The 17439-nt window shown below is 30.4% G+C and carries 13 protein-coding genes; 2 read left to right on the top strand and 11 right to left on the bottom strand.

The genetic code is table 11. From position 1 onward, the window contains the following. Positions 1–43 precede the first annotated feature (43 nt). The 8 genes from DY249_RS08130 to DY249_RS08095 form a co-directional block, all read right to left on the bottom strand. Positions 44–3052, bottom strand: a complete 3009-nt coding sequence (locus tag DY249_RS08130) for a type III restriction-modification system endonuclease (RefSeq protein ID WP_115595818.1) — start codon at positions 3050–3052, stop codon at positions 44–46. Then, positions 3053–4969 (bottom strand): site-specific DNA-methyltransferase, encoded by a 1917-nt coding sequence (locus DY249_RS08125; protein WP_115595817.1) that lies wholly within the window; start codon positions 4967–4969, stop codon positions 3053–3055. It abuts the gene before it with no gap. 287 nt (positions 4970–5256) lie between these two features. Continuing rightward, complete coding sequence (locus tag DY249_RS08120) at positions 5257–5766, bottom strand: helix-turn-helix domain-containing protein (RefSeq protein ID WP_115595816.1); 510 nt, start codon at positions 5764–5766, stop codon at positions 5257–5259. A gap of 228 nt (positions 5767–5994) precedes the next feature. Then, on the bottom strand, positions 5995–7098 hold the full coding sequence (locus DY249_RS08115) for a YkvI family membrane protein (RefSeq protein ID WP_115595815.1): 1104 nt from the start codon (positions 7096–7098) through the stop codon (positions 5995–5997). 289 nt (positions 7099–7387) lie between these two features. Continuing rightward, on the bottom strand, positions 7388–9835 hold the full coding sequence (locus tag DY249_RS08110) for a lamin tail domain-containing protein (protein WP_115595814.1): 2448 nt from the start codon (positions 9833–9835) through the stop codon (positions 7388–7390). 155 nt (positions 9836–9990) lie between these two features. After that, positions 9991–10995, bottom strand: a complete 1005-nt coding sequence (argF, locus tag DY249_RS08105) for an ornithine carbamoyltransferase (RefSeq protein ID WP_115595813.1) — start codon at positions 10993–10995, stop codon at positions 9991–9993. A 131-nt stretch (positions 10996–11126) separates the two neighbouring features. Next, positions 11127–12062, bottom strand: coding sequence for a carbamate kinase (arcC, locus tag DY249_RS08100; protein ID WP_115595812.1), 936 nt, complete (start codon positions 12060–12062; stop codon positions 11127–11129). A gap of 44 nt (positions 12063–12106) precedes the next feature. Next, positions 12107–13648, bottom strand: coding sequence for an alanine/glycine:cation symporter family protein (locus DY249_RS08095; RefSeq protein ID WP_115595811.1), 1542 nt, complete (start codon positions 13646–13648; stop codon positions 12107–12109). Between the two features lie 481 nt (positions 13649–14129). Here DY249_RS08095 and DY249_RS08090 point away from each other — a divergent pair, with 481 nt between their 5' ends. Continuing rightward, the gene (locus tag DY249_RS08090) at positions 14130–14495 is read left to right on the top strand and encodes a hypothetical protein (RefSeq protein ID WP_115595810.1); all 366 of its coding nucleotides are present in this window, start codon (positions 14130–14132) and stop codon (positions 14493–14495) included. Continuing rightward, positions 14474–15160 carry a helix-turn-helix transcriptional regulator gene (locus DY249_RS08085; protein ID WP_342767210.1) on the top strand — a complete coding sequence of 229 codons (687 nt, stop codon included), beginning with the start codon at positions 14474–14476 and terminating at the stop codon, positions 15158–15160. Before DY249_RS08090 ends, DY249_RS08085 begins: the two co-directional genes overlap by 22 nt. Positions 15161–15186: 26 nt before the next feature. Here the strand turns inward: DY249_RS08085 and DY249_RS08080 are convergent, their stop codons facing one another. From DY249_RS08080 to DY249_RS08070, 3 genes are all read right to left on the bottom strand, one after another. Beyond that, the gene (locus tag DY249_RS08080; protein WP_115595808.1) at positions 15187–16014 is read right to left on the bottom strand and encodes a MurR/RpiR family transcriptional regulator; all 828 of its coding nucleotides are present in this window, start codon (positions 16012–16014) and stop codon (positions 15187–15189) included. Positions 16015–16023: 9 nt separating this feature from the next. Next, positions 16024–16914 (bottom strand): ROK family protein, encoded by an 891-nt coding sequence (locus DY249_RS08075; RefSeq protein WP_115595807.1) that lies wholly within the window; start codon positions 16912–16914, stop codon positions 16024–16026. A 66-nt stretch (positions 16915–16980) separates the two neighbouring features. Beyond that, positions 16981–17430: a NanQ anomerase/TabA/YiaL family protein gene (locus DY249_RS08070; RefSeq protein WP_115595806.1), complete on the bottom strand. Its 450-nt coding sequence runs from the start codon at positions 17428–17430 to the stop codon at positions 16981–16983. Between the last annotated feature and the right edge of the window lie 9 nt (positions 17431–17439).

Below are 17439 nucleotides of genomic sequence, written 5' to 3'. Positions count from 1 at the left end.
TAATTATTTATTAAATTCATAACCTAATCTAGGTCTCAACAATTTATATATTGTCCTTAAATAGTCCCTCTATCATAGTATATACTTGATCGCGCTTAAACTGTTTTTTAAAATCTACATTTATACCATCAGCTTTCATAGTTTCAAAGAACTTTTTGGCTGCCGAAATTTTATGTTTTTCAACGCCCCTTAAATCCTCATCCTTATCTACATCTTTTGTCTCAATTATGAGACCTAGTCTATAATCGTCACCATCTTTTAACAAATACATGAAATCTGGGCTAGTTGTTCCTCCAAAGTATAGAGGGACTTGTATACTCTGGCGAGGTATTTTTCCAAAAGCTATAACTGCATCAGATAAATTGCTATCTCCAGAACTTACAATAGTTTGTTTTTCTTTTGGACTATCAAATATTACTGTATCATATAAAAAAGATTCTGGTGTTTTTAAACTCTCATCTTTGTATATACCTAGATTTCCTTGAATTATATAGTCTTTTACCTGACCATTTACATCTGTAAGGGCTGTTTCTTTCCTATCTATATTTAATCTCTCATATGAATAATGACTGTTATATGCGTGGATATACCAATCCTTAAATTTATTTATAAAATTATCAGCAACTTTGTTATTCAAAAAATTTTTTGGTAGTGTATCTTTTCTAGAAAAATTTACTATGCCTTGATGGATAATAGGCAGTGGTAAACCTGTGTTTTTATTAATTCTTTTTAAAAACTCATTGTATGGTATGCTCTCATAGATCTCATAGGAATCAGTGATTCCTTTATCTAAAACCACTTCTCCTACTGGATTATTCCTAGTCCTTGATTCCCAAACATTCACCCTATTAGTTTCAAAAATACTATCTTCATCATTAGAAAATATATCTTCTATAACTTTTATAAGCTCCTCGTCTGGTGTATCTTCTAACTTTAAATAATATTTATGATTTATAGTTTCCCATAATAATTTAATCATTTGGAATCTATCTTTTCTGATGTTTACTACTTCTTTTTTAGAGGTACTATCTATAATAATGCCTGGTTTAATACCTTGGTTAAACTCTGGATATTCCGAGTAAAATTTATCTATATTTTCTAAATAAATATTTTTATCAGTATCAATATAGCCGTCTTTCATCAACTTCATCGCTAATTCGTCAGGATTAATATTTCTCTTTTCAGCCACGTCTAATATTAACTCTCTAACATTTAAATTACTACCTTCAGCGTCGTTGATTTCATTGACTAAATTCTTTGCAAAATCAACTTCGGAGAAATCTATCAAATAAGTCAGGTAAAACTGCTCATCACTTATTCTGTTACCATATTCGTCGACTGGCAATCTTAACCCTCTACCAACTTCTTGTAGCTTACTTGTCTCACTTCCTGAAGAGCGTAATTTCACAATTTGAAATACATTTGGATTATCCCATCCTTCTTTTAAAGTCCATTTTGAGAAAATAAATCTTCTTATATTCCAACTTCCATCATCATTTTTAAAAGATAGTAATTTCTGCTTATCTCTAAGAATTTCTTCTACTTCTTCTTTTATATCTTCATCTTTTGTAGAATTATCTTCTGCAAAATAACCACCAGATGCATACTCAATATTATTTTTTGTAGCATATAAATATGATAAATATTCTTCTTCTCTTTTTGTTTTAGTTTTCTTATTTACTAATTTATCTATTATTTTATCAAGATCAATTAAAAGGTATTTTTCAAATTTTAATCTTAATGAACCTGGTTTGCTATCTTCAGCTCTAAAAGAATAAATACTATCTATAAAAAATAAAGATAAAGTTTTAATTTTTTCGTTTCTATTAAAATTCTGCCACTCAATTATAAAATGATTTTTTATGGCCTGTTGTATCATCATATCTTGGTATGTTTCTGAGTAAACGGATGAGTATATAATATCTTTAGGAGTTAATATCATACCGTTGGATAAAGTAACTCCTGAGGAGATATTTTCATCATCAGTTTTACCAATTTTATCTATAGTTATACCTGAAAAACTAGGACTTATAATTCCTAAATCATCATTGATTTTTAATTTTTGAGCTTTACTTGTCTTTTCATCCCTAAAGGTAAGAATTTTTTTACTACCTCTACCTTCCCAAGATGTAAACTTAATCTTACCATCATCTTCATTTATATTCTCAATTGTTTGATGTGCTACGCCTTTTACAAGGCCTTCATTAAATGCTCTAGCAGCCCCTAAGTTATAAACTAAGTTATTATAATCTTTGCCTTGATTTTTAGGTAAATCTGGAAAAGTTGCTCCAAATCTAAAAATTATCTGTGGGTCTAGTTCTTCTATAATTGTTTTATAAGCTACATTTTCTCTCTTAAATCTGTGTGGTTCATCTATTATTACAATAGGCTTTGTATTTCTTAGAGCTTCGTAAGGCTGAGTAAATTCACCTAAAAGTGTCTGGTCGTAGTCATCCTTAGCCATAGTTGCCTTACTCATTAGCATAGAACTTGTTGTAAGAAGAGTATTAATTTTATTATTTTCAAGTCTACTTCCTCTAGCAAAATTAGAAATTGCTGTAGGGACCATTTTTCGACCTTTTTTATTTTTTTGAGGATCTAGAACATTTAAATCCAAATTTAAGTCTGGAAATAAATCCTTGAAATGTGATTTAGAATAATCAGACTCTATAAAATTACGAGTTCCTTCTTTAATAGGGGTAGATGGTACCAAAATAATAAATTTAAAAAATCCGAGATTATGCAACTCGTACATTAATCTGGTATAAACGTAAGTTTTACCAGTACCTGTTTCCATCTTTATGTCTATTCCTAGTGGATTATCATCTTTGTATGTTTTTCTCATAATTTGAGGGATTTTAGGAAGTCCTGTAAGCTCATATGATTGATTCCATATATTTTTTATATTTTTTTCTATCTGAGGATCTTTTGTATTTATAGTAGGGTTTTCATATAAATTTGTGTTATAAGATATTTTTGTATCGTATAATACAGATTTTATTGTATCTAGTGCATCTCCTTGATGCGGCAATATTTCTAACCTTATACTCATTTAGTATCTCTCTATTAAGCTTACAGATTGATTATTCTTTAGATTTTTCAAATTATTTCTTAACTCATTTGCTGTATTAAAATTTAATGAGTATCCATAGGCTACTACCCTATTTATATCAAGTTGATTTTTTTCAAGTAATTTTATAAGTTCCATAATATCATCGCTCTTTATCCCTGGTTCTATGAGGTATAGACTATTTTTATATTTATCTGCTTCATAATTCCCAATTTTTAAAGATTCAACTTTCGCCAATAACCCATATCCATCTTCATTTAACCAAGTAGTTAGAATAGTATCCTTTCCCTTTTCACCGTTAAAATCAAAATTTGAAACATAATCATTTTCATTAAAGTTTATATCATTTGGATCAAAGTCAATAAGTTTATCAACGGTCTGAACTGTGGGTTCATTTAATCTATATAATTTAAATCCATAATCAATATCTGCACCTGTTTCTTCTTTTATTTTAGAAGCAGCACGCTTGATTCTTTCTCGACCTATCTCGTCAATCGTTCTATATCCAGCTTTATAAGGCGATTTATTTTTTTCAATTTTTTCTGAAATTTGAACAAGAATATACTTTCTATTCCCACCATCTTCTGCATTTAATTGCATTATTGAATCTGCCGTTGTAGCGGAACCCGAGAAAAAATCAAGTGCATAATCATCTTTGTTAAGACCAGATAACATAAATTTCTTTATAAGTTTTGTAGGTTTTGGAAATTCAAAAATATCAATCTCAAATAAATCTTTTATTTCTTTTGATGAGTCTTGAGAAGTAGGAGCACCTGATAAATCTAAATCATAATTAAAATAACTATCTTCAATAAGAGTAGGCAGGGTAGCTCCATTTCTTACTTCACTCAAAAATTTCTTTTTATAAGGTTTTCCATTATGACCTCGGAATACTATTCGATTATCTCTTTGTAAAGTTTTCATTGTTTGCTCATTATATAACCAGCACTTATTTTTAGGAGGAAAATGTTTCTCTCCAGTATTTGGATTTACTATAGGATAAATACAGCTAGGTACTAACCTTCCACCTTTACCATTACCAGACAAATCAGAATAACTCCGCGGACCTCTGGGATCATTGTCTGGATTACTATATTGAGAATTCATTTTTTTAGTTCTTCTTTGTAAGTTTAATTGTATAGATGCATTATTTTTGCTGTATAATGCAATATATTCATGATTTTTTCCTATTATCCTATCGTTTGGTGGTGTTGCTCTCCTTTTCCAAACTAAATTCTCTACTATATTTTCTTCTCCAAATATTTCATCACAAATCAATCTTAAATTAGCCTGTTCATTATCGTCAATGGATATAAAAATAACTCCATCATCAGAAAGTAAATCTCTGGCTAAAAGAAGTCTAGGATACATAAATGTAAGCCAAGCAGAATGAGTAGATTTTCCTTGCAGCGAAAGAATTCTATCTGCCTCCTCCTCACTTACACCCATTTTGTTTGACAAAGTATCTTTATCAAATTTGAAATTATCCGGATAAACAAATCCATCTGATCCTGTATTATAAGGAGGATCTATGTATATACACTTGACTTTTCCAGAATAGGATTTTAGCAAGTGTTTTAATGCATCAATATTATCACCCACAATATACATATTTTCACTATCTTTATTTATTTCTTCGTTATTATGTTTGGTATCAGGTGTAATAACCGTTTCCGTTTCTAAGGCACTCTCAAATCTTGCATAAGACTTGCCAAGAAAGTCTAGTCTATATCCTTCTTTATCAAAATTAACTTCATCATCTTCTAACATTTTTTTAAATTCATCTATTTTAAAATCCCCATCCTTATTAAAATATTGAGGAAAATTTTCTTTAAGTTTATCTATTTCTCGTGAATTAACTTTTTTATTTTCATTTTCATTATATATATCTTTTAACATTTTATATCCTTTAGTAATGCTTATAATTAATTCTGAGCATACAACTTAATTATATATCAAAAAACTTTTAAAACAAAAGATTTTCTTATGACATATTAATTAATACTATGTAAATATAATTCATAGGTTCTACATATAGAACTTTGATTATTAAACCCCGTACAATTTTTCTATAAAATTTAGCCTATTTAAAGGTTTAATGGATAAATTTGATAATCTATACTTATATAACATAAAATCGACTAGGTAAATTTACTTTTAAATAGTATACTTTCCTAGTCGATTTTTTATCTTTCTTTCTTAAAAATATAATAAAAAACTATAAAAGGTGAGATTATAAAAACTATAGGCAATATTAATTTTGAAAATGTGAAATAATCTGTATCTTCTAATTTATTCCCCATATTTTTCACTGCTTGTGGAAAAGCTATTACTGATATAGCTAGAAAAACTGTAAGTGTTAAAAAAGGCATTTGTTTTGGATCTTTGTTTAAGGCTCCCTCTACTATACCAAAGTAATATATTAAATAGAAAACTATTCCTATAGCAGCGTACAAAATATCCCAAAATATTCTTGAACCAAGGGACTTATCCTCTTCTATCTCATTGTCTTTTTTAAAGTAGTCTATATCAACTCCAAATATTTCAGATAGTTTAACCAAATTATCCATAGATGGCTCGCTAAGTCCTTTTTCCCACTTTGATACAGCTTGTCTTGAAATATTTAATTCTTTTGCTAAATATTCCTGGGTAAAGTTCAATTCTTTTCTTTTGTTTTTAATTTTTTCTCCAATCATAAAATCTCCTTTTTTCTATTGTAAGGAAATTTTTCAAAAAAGCTAGCAACTATAGGGCAACTTAGGCACTTTTTCATATGTTTTTTAGCTTTTTCTTCATATTTAGTTAATTTATGAGATCTATCCACTCATTTCACACAATCGAGATAGGTGTATGGTTTTCAAATAAATTATTATTGTTGTTAAATCTTTCCTATCATTGTTTCACAATTTGACTAAAAAAAGTAGTCATATATTTCTAACTATTTTATACTTTCTCTTAAAAAACTTATAAAGCATAATTCCCAAAAGCACTATTCCCAAGTATCCATTAATCACATAGACGTATTTAACCAAAACATTAAAGTCAAATAGTAGTCCTACTACTATACCTGCTGCACCTATTAGAACTGTGACTATTTTAAAATCTTTTGTTCCTTCTTTAAAGAATCTAGCAACTGGAGTCCATAATAATGGAACTGCTGATGTATAAATTCCTAAAATAATTGTAATGGAAAATATTATTCCGAGTTTTGGACTAATATCCACTGCTAGAATTAATGCCGGGATTTGGGAATCATATAGTTTTCCTATTGATAAGATTATAGCAAATGCCATAATTAAAACTGCAACAGAAAAACCAATTGCTCCTGCTATTTGCCCTTTTTTAGCTTCTTTGAAATTCTCTGCTTCCTTACCTACTGTGGCAGAAAATGCACCTAACCATATCATATTGAAACCAACGTATGTGAGTGATGCCATAAGAAATCCTAGGTCTGAAGCATGGGTGATTTGATGATTTGTATTTAAAGTATTTAAAATTTCTAAAGACTGACTTAAATTTGAGGCATTTTTAAAAATTGATATGCCTCCTATAAGAATAGATAAAACTACAATGACTGGTCCTATTCTACCGATAACATCAACTATATTATTTAAACCAAAGGCTACTGTGATTATAGCCAATACACCAAGCAAGATCCCGCCAATATATTTTGGTGCGTTATACTGTTGTACAACAGTGGCTTGAGCTCCTGCTATCATTACTGTATATGATAAAAATAGAAAAAATACAGAAAAATAATCATAGAAGCTACCAATCTTGCTACCTGCTATAGCTTTATACACGTCATTTGGATTCTTAAGACTCCTACTATGACCATATGTTACAAACTCCACCCCAACAAAGGTGAATAAAACAAAACATATTAATACACCTATTAGCCCTTTTAAGCCATATGAAGCAAAAAATTGCATGAGTTCTTGGCCGGTTGCAAATCCTGAACCTATCAAAATAGCCATAAAAGCTCCAGCATAGATTAAGACTTTTGACATTCTAACTTTTTTATTCATAATTCTTCCTTAAAGTTTTTCTTACCTACTTATTTATAAGTAATAATATACTTTAACGAGTTAAAAAGTCATAGGATATATATTCTAAAAGTCTCAATAAGATTTAATAATTATTTTAATGTAGCCATTTGATGGATAAAACTCTTTATTAAATATTTATATTACATCTTTATTGGAAAATTTTTTAGAAGATTAAAACAAGAAATTTATTATAGAAAAATTATAAACAAAACACCAGATATAGATATAAATCTATATCTGATGTCAATCCAAACTTTATGAGTTTAGCTTATTTTCCTGCTAGGATTAGATCTATTTCTTGTAAGGTTTTTTGTCCTTTTTCTTGTAATTTTAGAGATATTTCTAGAAGTTTTGCTATTTTCTCTTTGTTTTTTGCTGCTATATTTGGTGTTAAGCCTTTTAGAATTTCTATTGCTTTCGCTGTTATGCGATTTTTTTCTACTGATTTTTTTAGCTTATTAGATTTTGCTACCAGGTCTTTTTTATAATAGTAACCTTCTTTTATTGTGTTGTAGCCTTTTGATACGTAGATTATTTCTTCTGTGATTTTCTCTGCATATGGTTCTTTTCTTGATGAACTTATTTTCGGAAATTCTTTGCTATGATGATTTTCTATTTCTTCTTTATCTGTAATCGTTGTAAATGGTGGTATTAGTATTTGTTCATCTTCTGTAGCCGGTTTTTTACTTTCTTTATTTATTGGACTTTCTTTTCCGGACAATTTTGTAAGTCCTAACTCTTTCAAGTAATCAGCTTTAATTGCACTTTTTCTAAAAGCTTTGCTATTTTTTCCGTCCATAAACCAATATGTTGCTCTTAGACCATCTTCTGATACTTCTGGATCTATCATAAATCCTTCGTTGTTTAGGTCTATATTCATATCTTTTGGTGCAGTTACATGTACAATTTTTGGTATTTTGCTTCCATTAAATTGAATTATATTATGAATATTGTTGTAATCATTGTCTGCATTTGCCCAAAGTACGTTGTTTGCTAGATCAAAGTCCATGCTCATTACTCCACCTAGTCCTGTTTCTATTTCTGAAATGACTTCTGCTTTGCCATCTTCTTCAAGTACTAGGGCGTATACATGACCATTTGCTTCTAGTCCTACAAAAAATATTCCGTTTGCGTATGCATTTGGATAATCATTTTTGTCTAAAGCTTTGTTATTTTTTTGATCGTATAGTAAACCGTTTATATTATCAAAACTTACCCATTCTATGGTTTCTATTCCTAGATTTGCACCTACATCTGGAAGTAAATTTGTAATGTTCCATTCTTTATCCGCTAACATTTCTTTTTTATCTTTAAATGGATCCGCTACTTGGAGAATCATGTTTTTGTTTATATTTTTTTCTCCATTATCACGTTCTATCGCTAGATATACTCTTCCTTTACTATCTACTGTTATACCTTCTGAGTCTGGTCCTATCGCTTTTGGATTGTTGGCATCTTTTATAAATTTGACAGCTTTTCCTTTATTATCAAATCCTGGGGCAAATATTACTTGATCATTTACTACTTTAAAGATTACAAATCTGCCCTCTTTGTTATTTACTCCATATGTCCAACCATCATGACTATCTAGCCCTGATAGATCTTTTAAATCAAAGATTGATGTTTCATCTAATACTTTTACCTCATCAATGCCTGGCCAATTTATTGTTTCTACATTTATTTCTTTTTCAGCTTGTTCTTGTATAGCATTAGATTTGCCTTTTGTTGCTTTGCCATCTACAAAATCTCCTCTGCCATCTGGTATCCTAGCGTAAGTACCATTTGCATGGCTTTTCCAAGCAAATTTGTCTACTAATTTGTCATCTTTATCGTAAAGATTAACTTCATCGTCACCACCTAAGCCAAAGTTAAAGTCTACATTTTCTTCGAAAACAAAAAATCCTTTGGCTGGAACGCTTGTTCCTTCTTTTACAAGATATGCTGGATCTTTTTTGTGTTTTGGGTCATTATCTAGGATATACCATCCAGAAATATCTATAGCTTTATCAGTATTGTTATAAATTTCTGCATAATCATTTCCACCACTAGGATCTTTTGATTCTACTTCGTTTATTACTACATTATCTTTGTATGGTGACTGGCTAGATTCACTATTTTCTTCCTTTGGAGATTCTTCTTTTTTAGATACTGGATTTATCTTTCCTTTAGAAGCTTTCGCCTCTTCCATTTGCCTTGTTAAAGGATTTCTAGCGAAAACTTCTTTTGGATGACTGCCACTCCATACATAACTATCTATTAAGTCCCCATTTGCATTAAATAACCTAACTTGATCATCTTTTCCAAGTCCAAAAGCAAAATGATTATTTTCTTCTAATACAAATACTTCTCCTGGATTTAGTACGACTTCATCTAGTTTTATTACTTTATCTGACCTATCCTCATCATCAAATATATACCAGCCTGTTAAATCTACTACTTCGTTTCCTTTATTAAAAAGTTCTACATAATCAGGACCTTTATTAGGATCCTTTGTCATTATTTCATTAATAACAATATTAGTATCGTATTGATTTGTATTTGATTCATTACCTGCAAGCAGCCTTGCATTTTCTAAATCGGTAGCTGATTCTTCTAAATTTTCTGCTATTTGTTGAATCTCATTTGTATTTTCTTTTTCTATTTCTTCACTGGCAAAGCTTTCATTTGCTCCAAATATTAAACTTGTAGCTAAAATCGCTGCTAATAGTTTGTTCATAAAATCCCCTTTACACTTTTTTAATAATTTTATTACAATGAAGTAAATTATATGTAAAACACATGTAAATTTTTATAAACATTTACTTTTACACAAAAAAAGACCTCCAAGCTTATAATACTTGGAGAATCTTTTAAATATTTTATCTTAATTAATTATTTAAGTGTAGCATACATGATTGCTTTGATTGTATGCATTCTGTTTTCTGCTTCATCAAATACTTTTGATTGATGTGATAAGAATACTTCTTCGCTTACTTCTTGGCCGTTTAGGTCATATTTGTCGCCGAATTTGTCGTATACTTCTTTACCCATTGTTGTATTTAAGTCGTGGAATGATGGTAAGCAGTGCATGAAGATTGCTGTATCTTTTGCGTTTGCCATTACTTCTTTGTTTACTTGGTATGGGTGAAGTTGTTCAATTCTTTTCTCCCAAACGTCTTCTGGTTCTCCCATTGATACCCAGATATCTGTGTAGATTACATCAGCATCTGTTGTAGCTTCTTTTACATCTTCTGTAAATTCTACTTTTGATCCGTGTACTTGTGCAAATTCTTTTGCTAGTTCTTGTACGTCTTCTTCTGGCCATAATTCTTTTGGACCGCATCCTACGAAGTTTACACCTAGTTTGGCACATGTTACTGCTAATGAGTTACCCATGTTGTTTCTGCAGTCGCCCATGTATACAAAGTTGATTCCTCTTAATTTACCAAAGTTTTCTTTGATTGTAAGCATATCAGCGATCATTTGTGTTGGGTGCCATTTATCTGTAAGACCATTCCATACTGGTACTCCAGCGTTTGCTCCAAGTTCTTCTACTAAGTCTTGGTCAAATCCTCTGTATTCAATACCATCGTAGAATCTACCTAATACTTTTGCTGTATCTGCGATTGATTCTTTTTTACCCATTTGGCTTGAACCTGGATCTAAGTATGTTACTCCCATTCCTAGGTCATATCCAGCTACTTCGAATGAACATCTTGTTCTTGTTGATGTTTTTTCGAATAATAGTGCGATATTTTTACCTTCTAGGTATTTGTGTGGTGTTCCTGCTAATTTTAATCTTTTGAATTGTTCTGAAAGATTGATTAAATAAAGTACTTCATCTTCTGTGAAGTCTTTGATTGCCATTAAATTACGTCCTCTTAAGTTAACTCCCATTGTAATCTCCTTTATTTTTTCTAAATACTTCTAATATATATTACAAAATGCATTTTATAGCATTTTATAAGCATGTTATCGTGTTGCCTTTATTTTGTTACCCATGTATTTGTCTTTTAATCAAGGGTGGCTTAGCCGTTTATGATCTTTGTTCCTACTTCTCCGCTTAAAGCATATGCTGCTTTTTCTAGAGATGTAATTATAGCTGTTCCTTCTGGATTTTCTTCGATAAATTTGATGCATGCTTCTACTTTTGGTAGCATTGATCCAGCGTGAAATTGCTTGTCTTCGATGTGTTTTTTAGCTTCGCTTACTGTAATTTCACGTAGTTCTTCTTGGTTTTCTTTACCAAAGTTGATATATACTGAATCTACGGCTGTTAGTATTAATAATGTATCTGCACCGATGTCTGATGAGATTCTGCTTGCTACAAAGTCTTTATCGATTACTGCATCTACCCCTTTTAGTTCTCCATTTTCATTTAGAACTGGGATTCCGCCACCACCACCAGTAACTACTACACCGTCATTGTCTAAATGATTTGTAACTGTGTCTAGTTCTACAATTCTTTGTGGTTTTGGACTTGCAACTACTCTTCTAAATCCACGTCCTGCATCTTCTTTAAAGGTATATCCATCTTTTTTAGCAATTTTGTCTGCTTCTTCTTGTGTATAGAAGTTACCGATTGGTTTTGTTGGATTTTCAAATGCTGGATCTTGTGAGTCTACTTCAACTTGTGTTACTACTGTTGCTACTTTTTTATCTATATTACGAGATGCTAATTCATTTTCGATAGCTTGTTGTAAATGATATCCTATATAGCCTTGGCTCATTGCTACACATTCCACTAGTGGAAATTCTGGTATAGTTGAGTCTTCTTTTGCTGCAAGTGATAGAGCAAGATTAATTACTCCTACTTGTGGTCCATTTCCATGAACTACAGCAACTTTATCATATGTTTCTATAATATCTGCAATAGATTTTGATGAACCTTTTACAGCTTCAAGTTGTTCTTTTGGGCTATTTCCTAGGGCATTTCCACCTAGTGCTACTACTATTGATTTCATATTGCCTCCTACAGTTTTCGATGATTTGTAAATATTTTTATTTATTAATCATTCTTTTCTTTTAAATCTTTATCAGATTCAAAAGTCATTGTTTCACTTTCTACATTCTTTTCTTTGTTTTTATCTACATTTGTTGTATTTGTATTCATGTTTACTTTTGAAACTGTCTTCGCTTTATCAGTTTTTCCAGTATCTAATAGATAATAATCTGGACCTTTAAAGAATTCATCAGTAATTTCTTTTATTTCTCCGCTCATCTTTATCAGTCCTATCATATTAGGTATTACTACAAGACCTAATGTTAAGTCAAGGAATACTCCTGCTTTATCAAATGAAACAAATAAAGCTAAAAGAATCATAAGAGAAGCAACGACCCTCATTATCTTACCCACTTTTGTACCAAATAAATACTCAGCTTGTTTTTCACAGTAAAATACGATTACTATGATTGTTGAAAGTACAAATAAGAATAGGCAAATAGAGATAATTACTGATCCTAATTGACCAAATAATGTATTGAATGATCTTTCTACAGCAATTGATCTTACTGCTGACATTTCAGATTCACTCATACCTGGCTTCCATGTTCCTGTTAAGATTACTATTAAGGCAGAAATTGTACAAACTACTATAGTATCAGCAAATACTTCAAATACTCCCCATAGACCTTGTCTAGCTGGGTGGTCTGTTGTTGCTGCAGCGTGTCCATAACCTGCAGAACCCATACCAGATTCATTAGAATAAACACCACGGGCAACACCTTGAGAAATTACTTTACTAATTGTAACTCCTCCAACACCACCCATGATAGCTTTAGGGTTAAATGCACCTTTGAATATATAACCAAAAGCTGTTGGAATATCACCAATATGTATAATTACTATGATAATTCCGAATATAATGTATATTGCTGCCATTATAGGAACAAGTTTTTCAGTTACTTTACCAATTTGTTTTACACCACCAAAGACAACCACAGATACAAGAATAAATATAGCGATAATAGCGATTTTTTTAGCAATATCTTCGTTTACATTAAGTGGTCTAAATACACTTTGAATTGGATTTACAGCTGATAATGTTTGAAGAGTGATTGATGGTAAAATTTCCATCATAAAGAAAAATGCTGCAAGGGAACCTAATACCTTACCTATATTACCTTTCAAACCATTTTTAAGCATGTATGAACATCCACCTACGTATTCTCCATCAGCATTTAGTTCTCTATATTTAATAGAAAGAGCAACTTCTGAGAATTTTGTAGCCTGTCCAATTATTGCAGCAATCCACATCCAAAATATAGAACCAGGACCTGCCACAAAAATTATTGTAGGTGCAACTACTATATTTGCAGCACCAATTGATGAAGCAAGGGCTGTTGTCATAGCTTGGAAAGCTGAAACAGTTCCATCTCCTTGGTTGTCTTTGGAAAATATCTTTCCAGCAGTTTGACTTAAAATATAATGGAAATGTCTTAATTGGAAAAATCCTGTTCTAATACTAATTAATAGACCACCACCAATTAGTAAAACTAATAAAGGCCATCCCCATAACCACTCTGTGAAATGTGATAATGTTTCTATCATAATTTTCTCCTTTTTATTAGTAATATTACTAATAAATACTTACAAACCATCGTTTTGATAAAATTATATCATATAGATATTTGAATAAAGGACATATAGACTAGCAAAAATTGTAAAGTTATGGCAAATGTTTTCATATAGTTATTTTTTTTAGTAAGATAATAAATCAGAATTTGTATATAAAACTTGTAAATTTAGAGCTTTTTTGCTTGATTTTCTGCCTTAAAATAAAAAATTATGTTATAATAATAATAGACCTTATTTAAAAGGGGGGATTTATATTAAAGAAACCACCAATATTCAAGATGAATCAACATATTTCCAATCTGACTTTAACCAATCAGTTTTAATAGATATAGGCAATGAAATTTGCTCAAAATCCACAGATCCACTACTGCATACCAATTCTAGATTTTGGTATTTTAAAAAAGGAGAAGCTTTATTTAATATTCAAGGAGCAAACTATACCCTAAAAGAAGGTATGCTAGTTGGTATACTTCCTTGGTATTATACACAAATAATCGAAGTAAAAGAGCCTTGCGAACTTGAGGTTGTCGTATTTAATTTAGAACTTATAAATATCTTACTAAAGCGCACCAACGAAGTATTTGGTTCTGCTACCCAAATAACAAATGCTATAGAAAATACAGCCTATGTTAGCTTAGATGATGCTGAGAGAAAGTCTGTAGAGTCTATAATAGATAATTTAAAACACGAATTAGTTTCCTTTAAAAATGGCAATGACTACGCCAAACAAATGATCTATATAAAACTAATGGAACTTGCCGTAATTTTTGAAAAATCTAGTGGTAAAGATAAAAAAAAATTAAAAATAAGCACAAAATAGAAATATTTCACTATATATGGGAACATTTAGATGAAAAACTTACTTTAAAAAGTCTAGCAAATATATTTTATATTTCCGAATCAAATATTTCCAAGTACATTAAAGAAGAAACAGGTCTTTCTTTTACAAATCTCACTTCTTTGATGAAGCTAACAAAGCTAATGGGTTATTTAAACTTTTCCGAAAAAAATTTGGAAGAATTATCGGTTATACTTGGATTTAAGGATGCTTCCCACCTTGCCAAGTTTTTCAAAGCAAAAACAGGACTTAATTCTAAGGATTACAAAAACTCCTACCACACTATAGACTTAGCAGACCAAGTAATATCTTATGATAAAATGGAAGATATTGTTGATTATTTAGTTAATAATTACTATATAGATTTTAAAATAGATGATATTTGTAAAAAGTTTGAAATCAGTCCCATCCAACTAAATAAATCTTTAAAATTTTATATGGATAAGAGTTTTGAAGATTATATTAACTATATTAGAGTTATAAATTCAGCTAAACTTTTGTTGCAAACTGATGACTTGGTTTCTGTAATAGCCTACAAAGTAGGTTTTAATACAACCAAAACTTTTTATAGGAATTTTAAGAAAATTTATGAAATAAATCCCAATGATTTTAGAAAAAAAATCACCTATCAAAAATATATTTTTTAAAAATAAACCACCTCAATGGTGGTTTTTTAATGTTTTATTTCTCCTTTTCCCAAAGCTTTTAAAGTATCATCATGCATTTTTTCTTTTTTATTTTTATCTTCATCCACAAAAAACGAATACAATAAATCGACCATTATGGATAAGGGGAATTGTGGGCTGATTACATTGCCATGGTTTAAATGTTTTAGGGAAGGTACTAGGACAATTTCATCGCAATATTCCTTTAAGTCCTCCTTATTCTGTGAAGTAACTAAAACAGTTCTTGCATTCTTATTATGCGCTTCTTTTAAAAAATATAAAACTTCTGTGGTTTCCCCACTTATGCTAAGTCCTACTACCAAGCTATTTTCACTATGGAATACTGCACGCATTTTCATCTGATCTGTATCTGTTATTGAGTCTATGTTTACTCCTATTCTCATAAACCTAGTTTCCATTTCATTTGCAGCAAGTCCTGATGAACCCTTGCCACATACAAAAACTTTTTGAGCAACATTTAAGTATTCTATGACTCTTTTTATCTGATTTTCATCTATTAGGGAATATGTTTTATTTAAAAGTTCTTGGTAGGTTTCCAGAACTTTACTGACATTATCGGTTATTTCATCTTGTTTTTCTATAAAACTTTGGCTATATTCGTAGATAAATTCTCTATAACCTCTAAAGCCACATTTTTGTGCAAATCTAGATAGGGAAGCTTCTGATACGAAAAGTTTATCGGATAATTTTTTGGCAGAAAAATCTCCTTTTTTATCATTATGGATAAAAAAATCCGCTATACTTTTTTCTGTTGGTGTAAAATTATCATAGTTAGATTCTATAGTTTCGATAACTGACTTTACATAATAACCCATAACACTTCCTTAGATATTCTCTTCTTTATTTTGGAAATTATAAAAGGCTCCCAACATACCAGCTGCATTTTGATTGCTGGCAAATTTTAGGGAAATTTCATCATAAAGAGGTTTTTCTAAATATATTTTAAGTTTTCTATCAATTCTTTCGTATAGATATTCTTCTTGTGCCATAATTCCTCCACCGAGGATAACTGTGTCTGGATTTAGGACGTAAGAAATATTTGCAATGCCCATAGCTAAAATATCACACATTTCATCTATTGCTTTTATACAAATTTCATCACCACTTTTAGCAAGGGCAAATACTTTTTTGCCATCCCAATTATCCACATTATCATTTTTTAAATTAGCAACTTTTTCTACAAGTGCTTTTGCTGATCCCAAAGTTTCAAATGTACTATCTTTTACTTTCATATAGCCTACTTCCATAGCAGATCCAGAAACTCCATGGTAAACTTCATCATTAATTACTACACAACCTCCTATACCTGTTCCTATGGTAAGGATTAGTGCAATTTTGCTATCTTTTCCTGCTCCTGCTTTATATTCTGCCAGTCCTGCACAGTTTACGTCGTTTTCTACCTGGCAAGGTAAATCAAATTTTTCTTTGATTGGTTCTTTAAATTGTATTCCTGTGTACTTTGGTATAAGTTCTGAAGCATAGCGTATAGATCCTTTTTTTGCATCTACCATTCCTGCTGTAGATATGGCTACTCCCTCTACCTTTTCTTTTTGCTTATAAATTCCTACTATTTTTAAAACTTTTTCTAATATTTGCTCACCACCTAGGCTTGCCTGTGTTTCTACTTGATTTTTTTCTAAAATGTGACCATTTTCATTTATTAATCCATATTTTATAAAGGTACCACCTATATCTATGCTGATGTATTTTTTCATTTTTTCTCCTAATTTTATGTTTACAAAAAGGCATAAGTTTTTTGACTTATGCCTTTTTAGATTAAATTAAATTTTGATTTTAAATATAGCTTTTTTTGTATATACCGGATCATCAATTTGTAAGGCTGTCATATGGACATCATTTGGATAGCATATTAAAAAATCTCCTACTTTTAAATCTACTGATGAATTTTTTTCTCCATTTGCTGCTTGAAAATCAGCTTCTGGATCGTAATCTAAAACTTTCATTTCTTTTAGAAAGTTTAAGTTTATTTTTTCCTCTCCTAAAAGCATTAGGTGTAGATCTAAGTATTCTTTATGAGCTTCCCAAAATCTATTTTCAGGAGTTGTTGTATCATATTCCACTATATTTACAAATAAATCATCTCCATCAATTTTGTGGATACCTATTTCCATATTTTCCATATCATTTTCTTTGTAGAAATCAAAGCAAGCTTTGATTTTATCTTCTAAGAAAGCATACTCTTCTAAATTTGTTGTACTTCCAAATATCATAATGTTCTC

Source organism: Anaerococcus octavius, from assembly GCF_900445265.1.
Classification (GTDB): domain Bacteria; phylum Bacillota; class Clostridia; order Tissierellales; family Peptoniphilaceae; genus Anaerococcus; species Anaerococcus octavius.
The sequence above is the reverse complement of the archived record's forward strand: the minus strand, read 5'-3'. Positions and strand labels throughout refer to the sequence as shown.

Coding starts and splice junctions, on each gene's coding strand:
- DY249_RS08075 (WP_115595807.1), bottom strand. CDS start 16,914: ATGAAAAAATACATCAGCATAGATATAGGTGGTACCTTTATAAAATAT.
- DY249_RS08095 (WP_115595811.1), bottom strand. CDS start 13,648: ATGATAGAAACATTATCACATTTCACAGAGTGGTTATGGGGATGGCCT.
- arcC (WP_115595812.1), bottom strand. CDS start 12,062: ATGAAATCAATAGTAGTAGCACTAGGTGGAAATGCCCTAGGAAATAGC.
- DY249_RS08125 (WP_115595817.1), bottom strand. CDS start 4,969: ATGTTAAAAGATATATATAATGAAAATGAAAATAAAAAAGTTAATTCA.
- DY249_RS08115 (WP_115595815.1), bottom strand. CDS start 7,098: ATGAATAAAAAAGTTAGAATGTCAAAAGTCTTAATCTATGCTGGAGCT.
- DY249_RS08120 (WP_115595816.1), bottom strand. CDS start 5,766: ATGATTGGAGAAAAAATTAAAAACAAAAGAAAAGAATTGAACTTTACC.
- DY249_RS08110 (WP_115595814.1), bottom strand. CDS start 9,835: ATGAACAAACTATTAGCAGCGATTTTAGCTACAAGTTTAATATTTGGA.
- DY249_RS08080 (WP_115595808.1), bottom strand. CDS start 16,014: ATGGGTTATTATGTAAAGTCAGTTATCGAAACTATAGAATCTAACTAT.
- DY249_RS08070 (WP_115595806.1), bottom strand. CDS start 17,430: ATGATATTTGGAAGTACAACAAATTTAGAAGAGTATGCTTTCTTAGAA.
- DY249_RS08130 (WP_115595818.1), bottom strand. CDS start 3,052: ATGAGTATAAGGTTAGAAATATTGCCGCATCAAGGAGATGCACTAGAT.
- argF (WP_115595813.1), bottom strand. CDS start 10,995: ATGGGAGTTAACTTAAGAGGACGTAATTTAATGGCAATCAAAGACTTC.
- DY249_RS08090 (WP_115595810.1), top strand. CDS start 14,130: ATGCTAGTTGGTATACTTCCTTGGTATTATACACAAATAATCGAAGTA.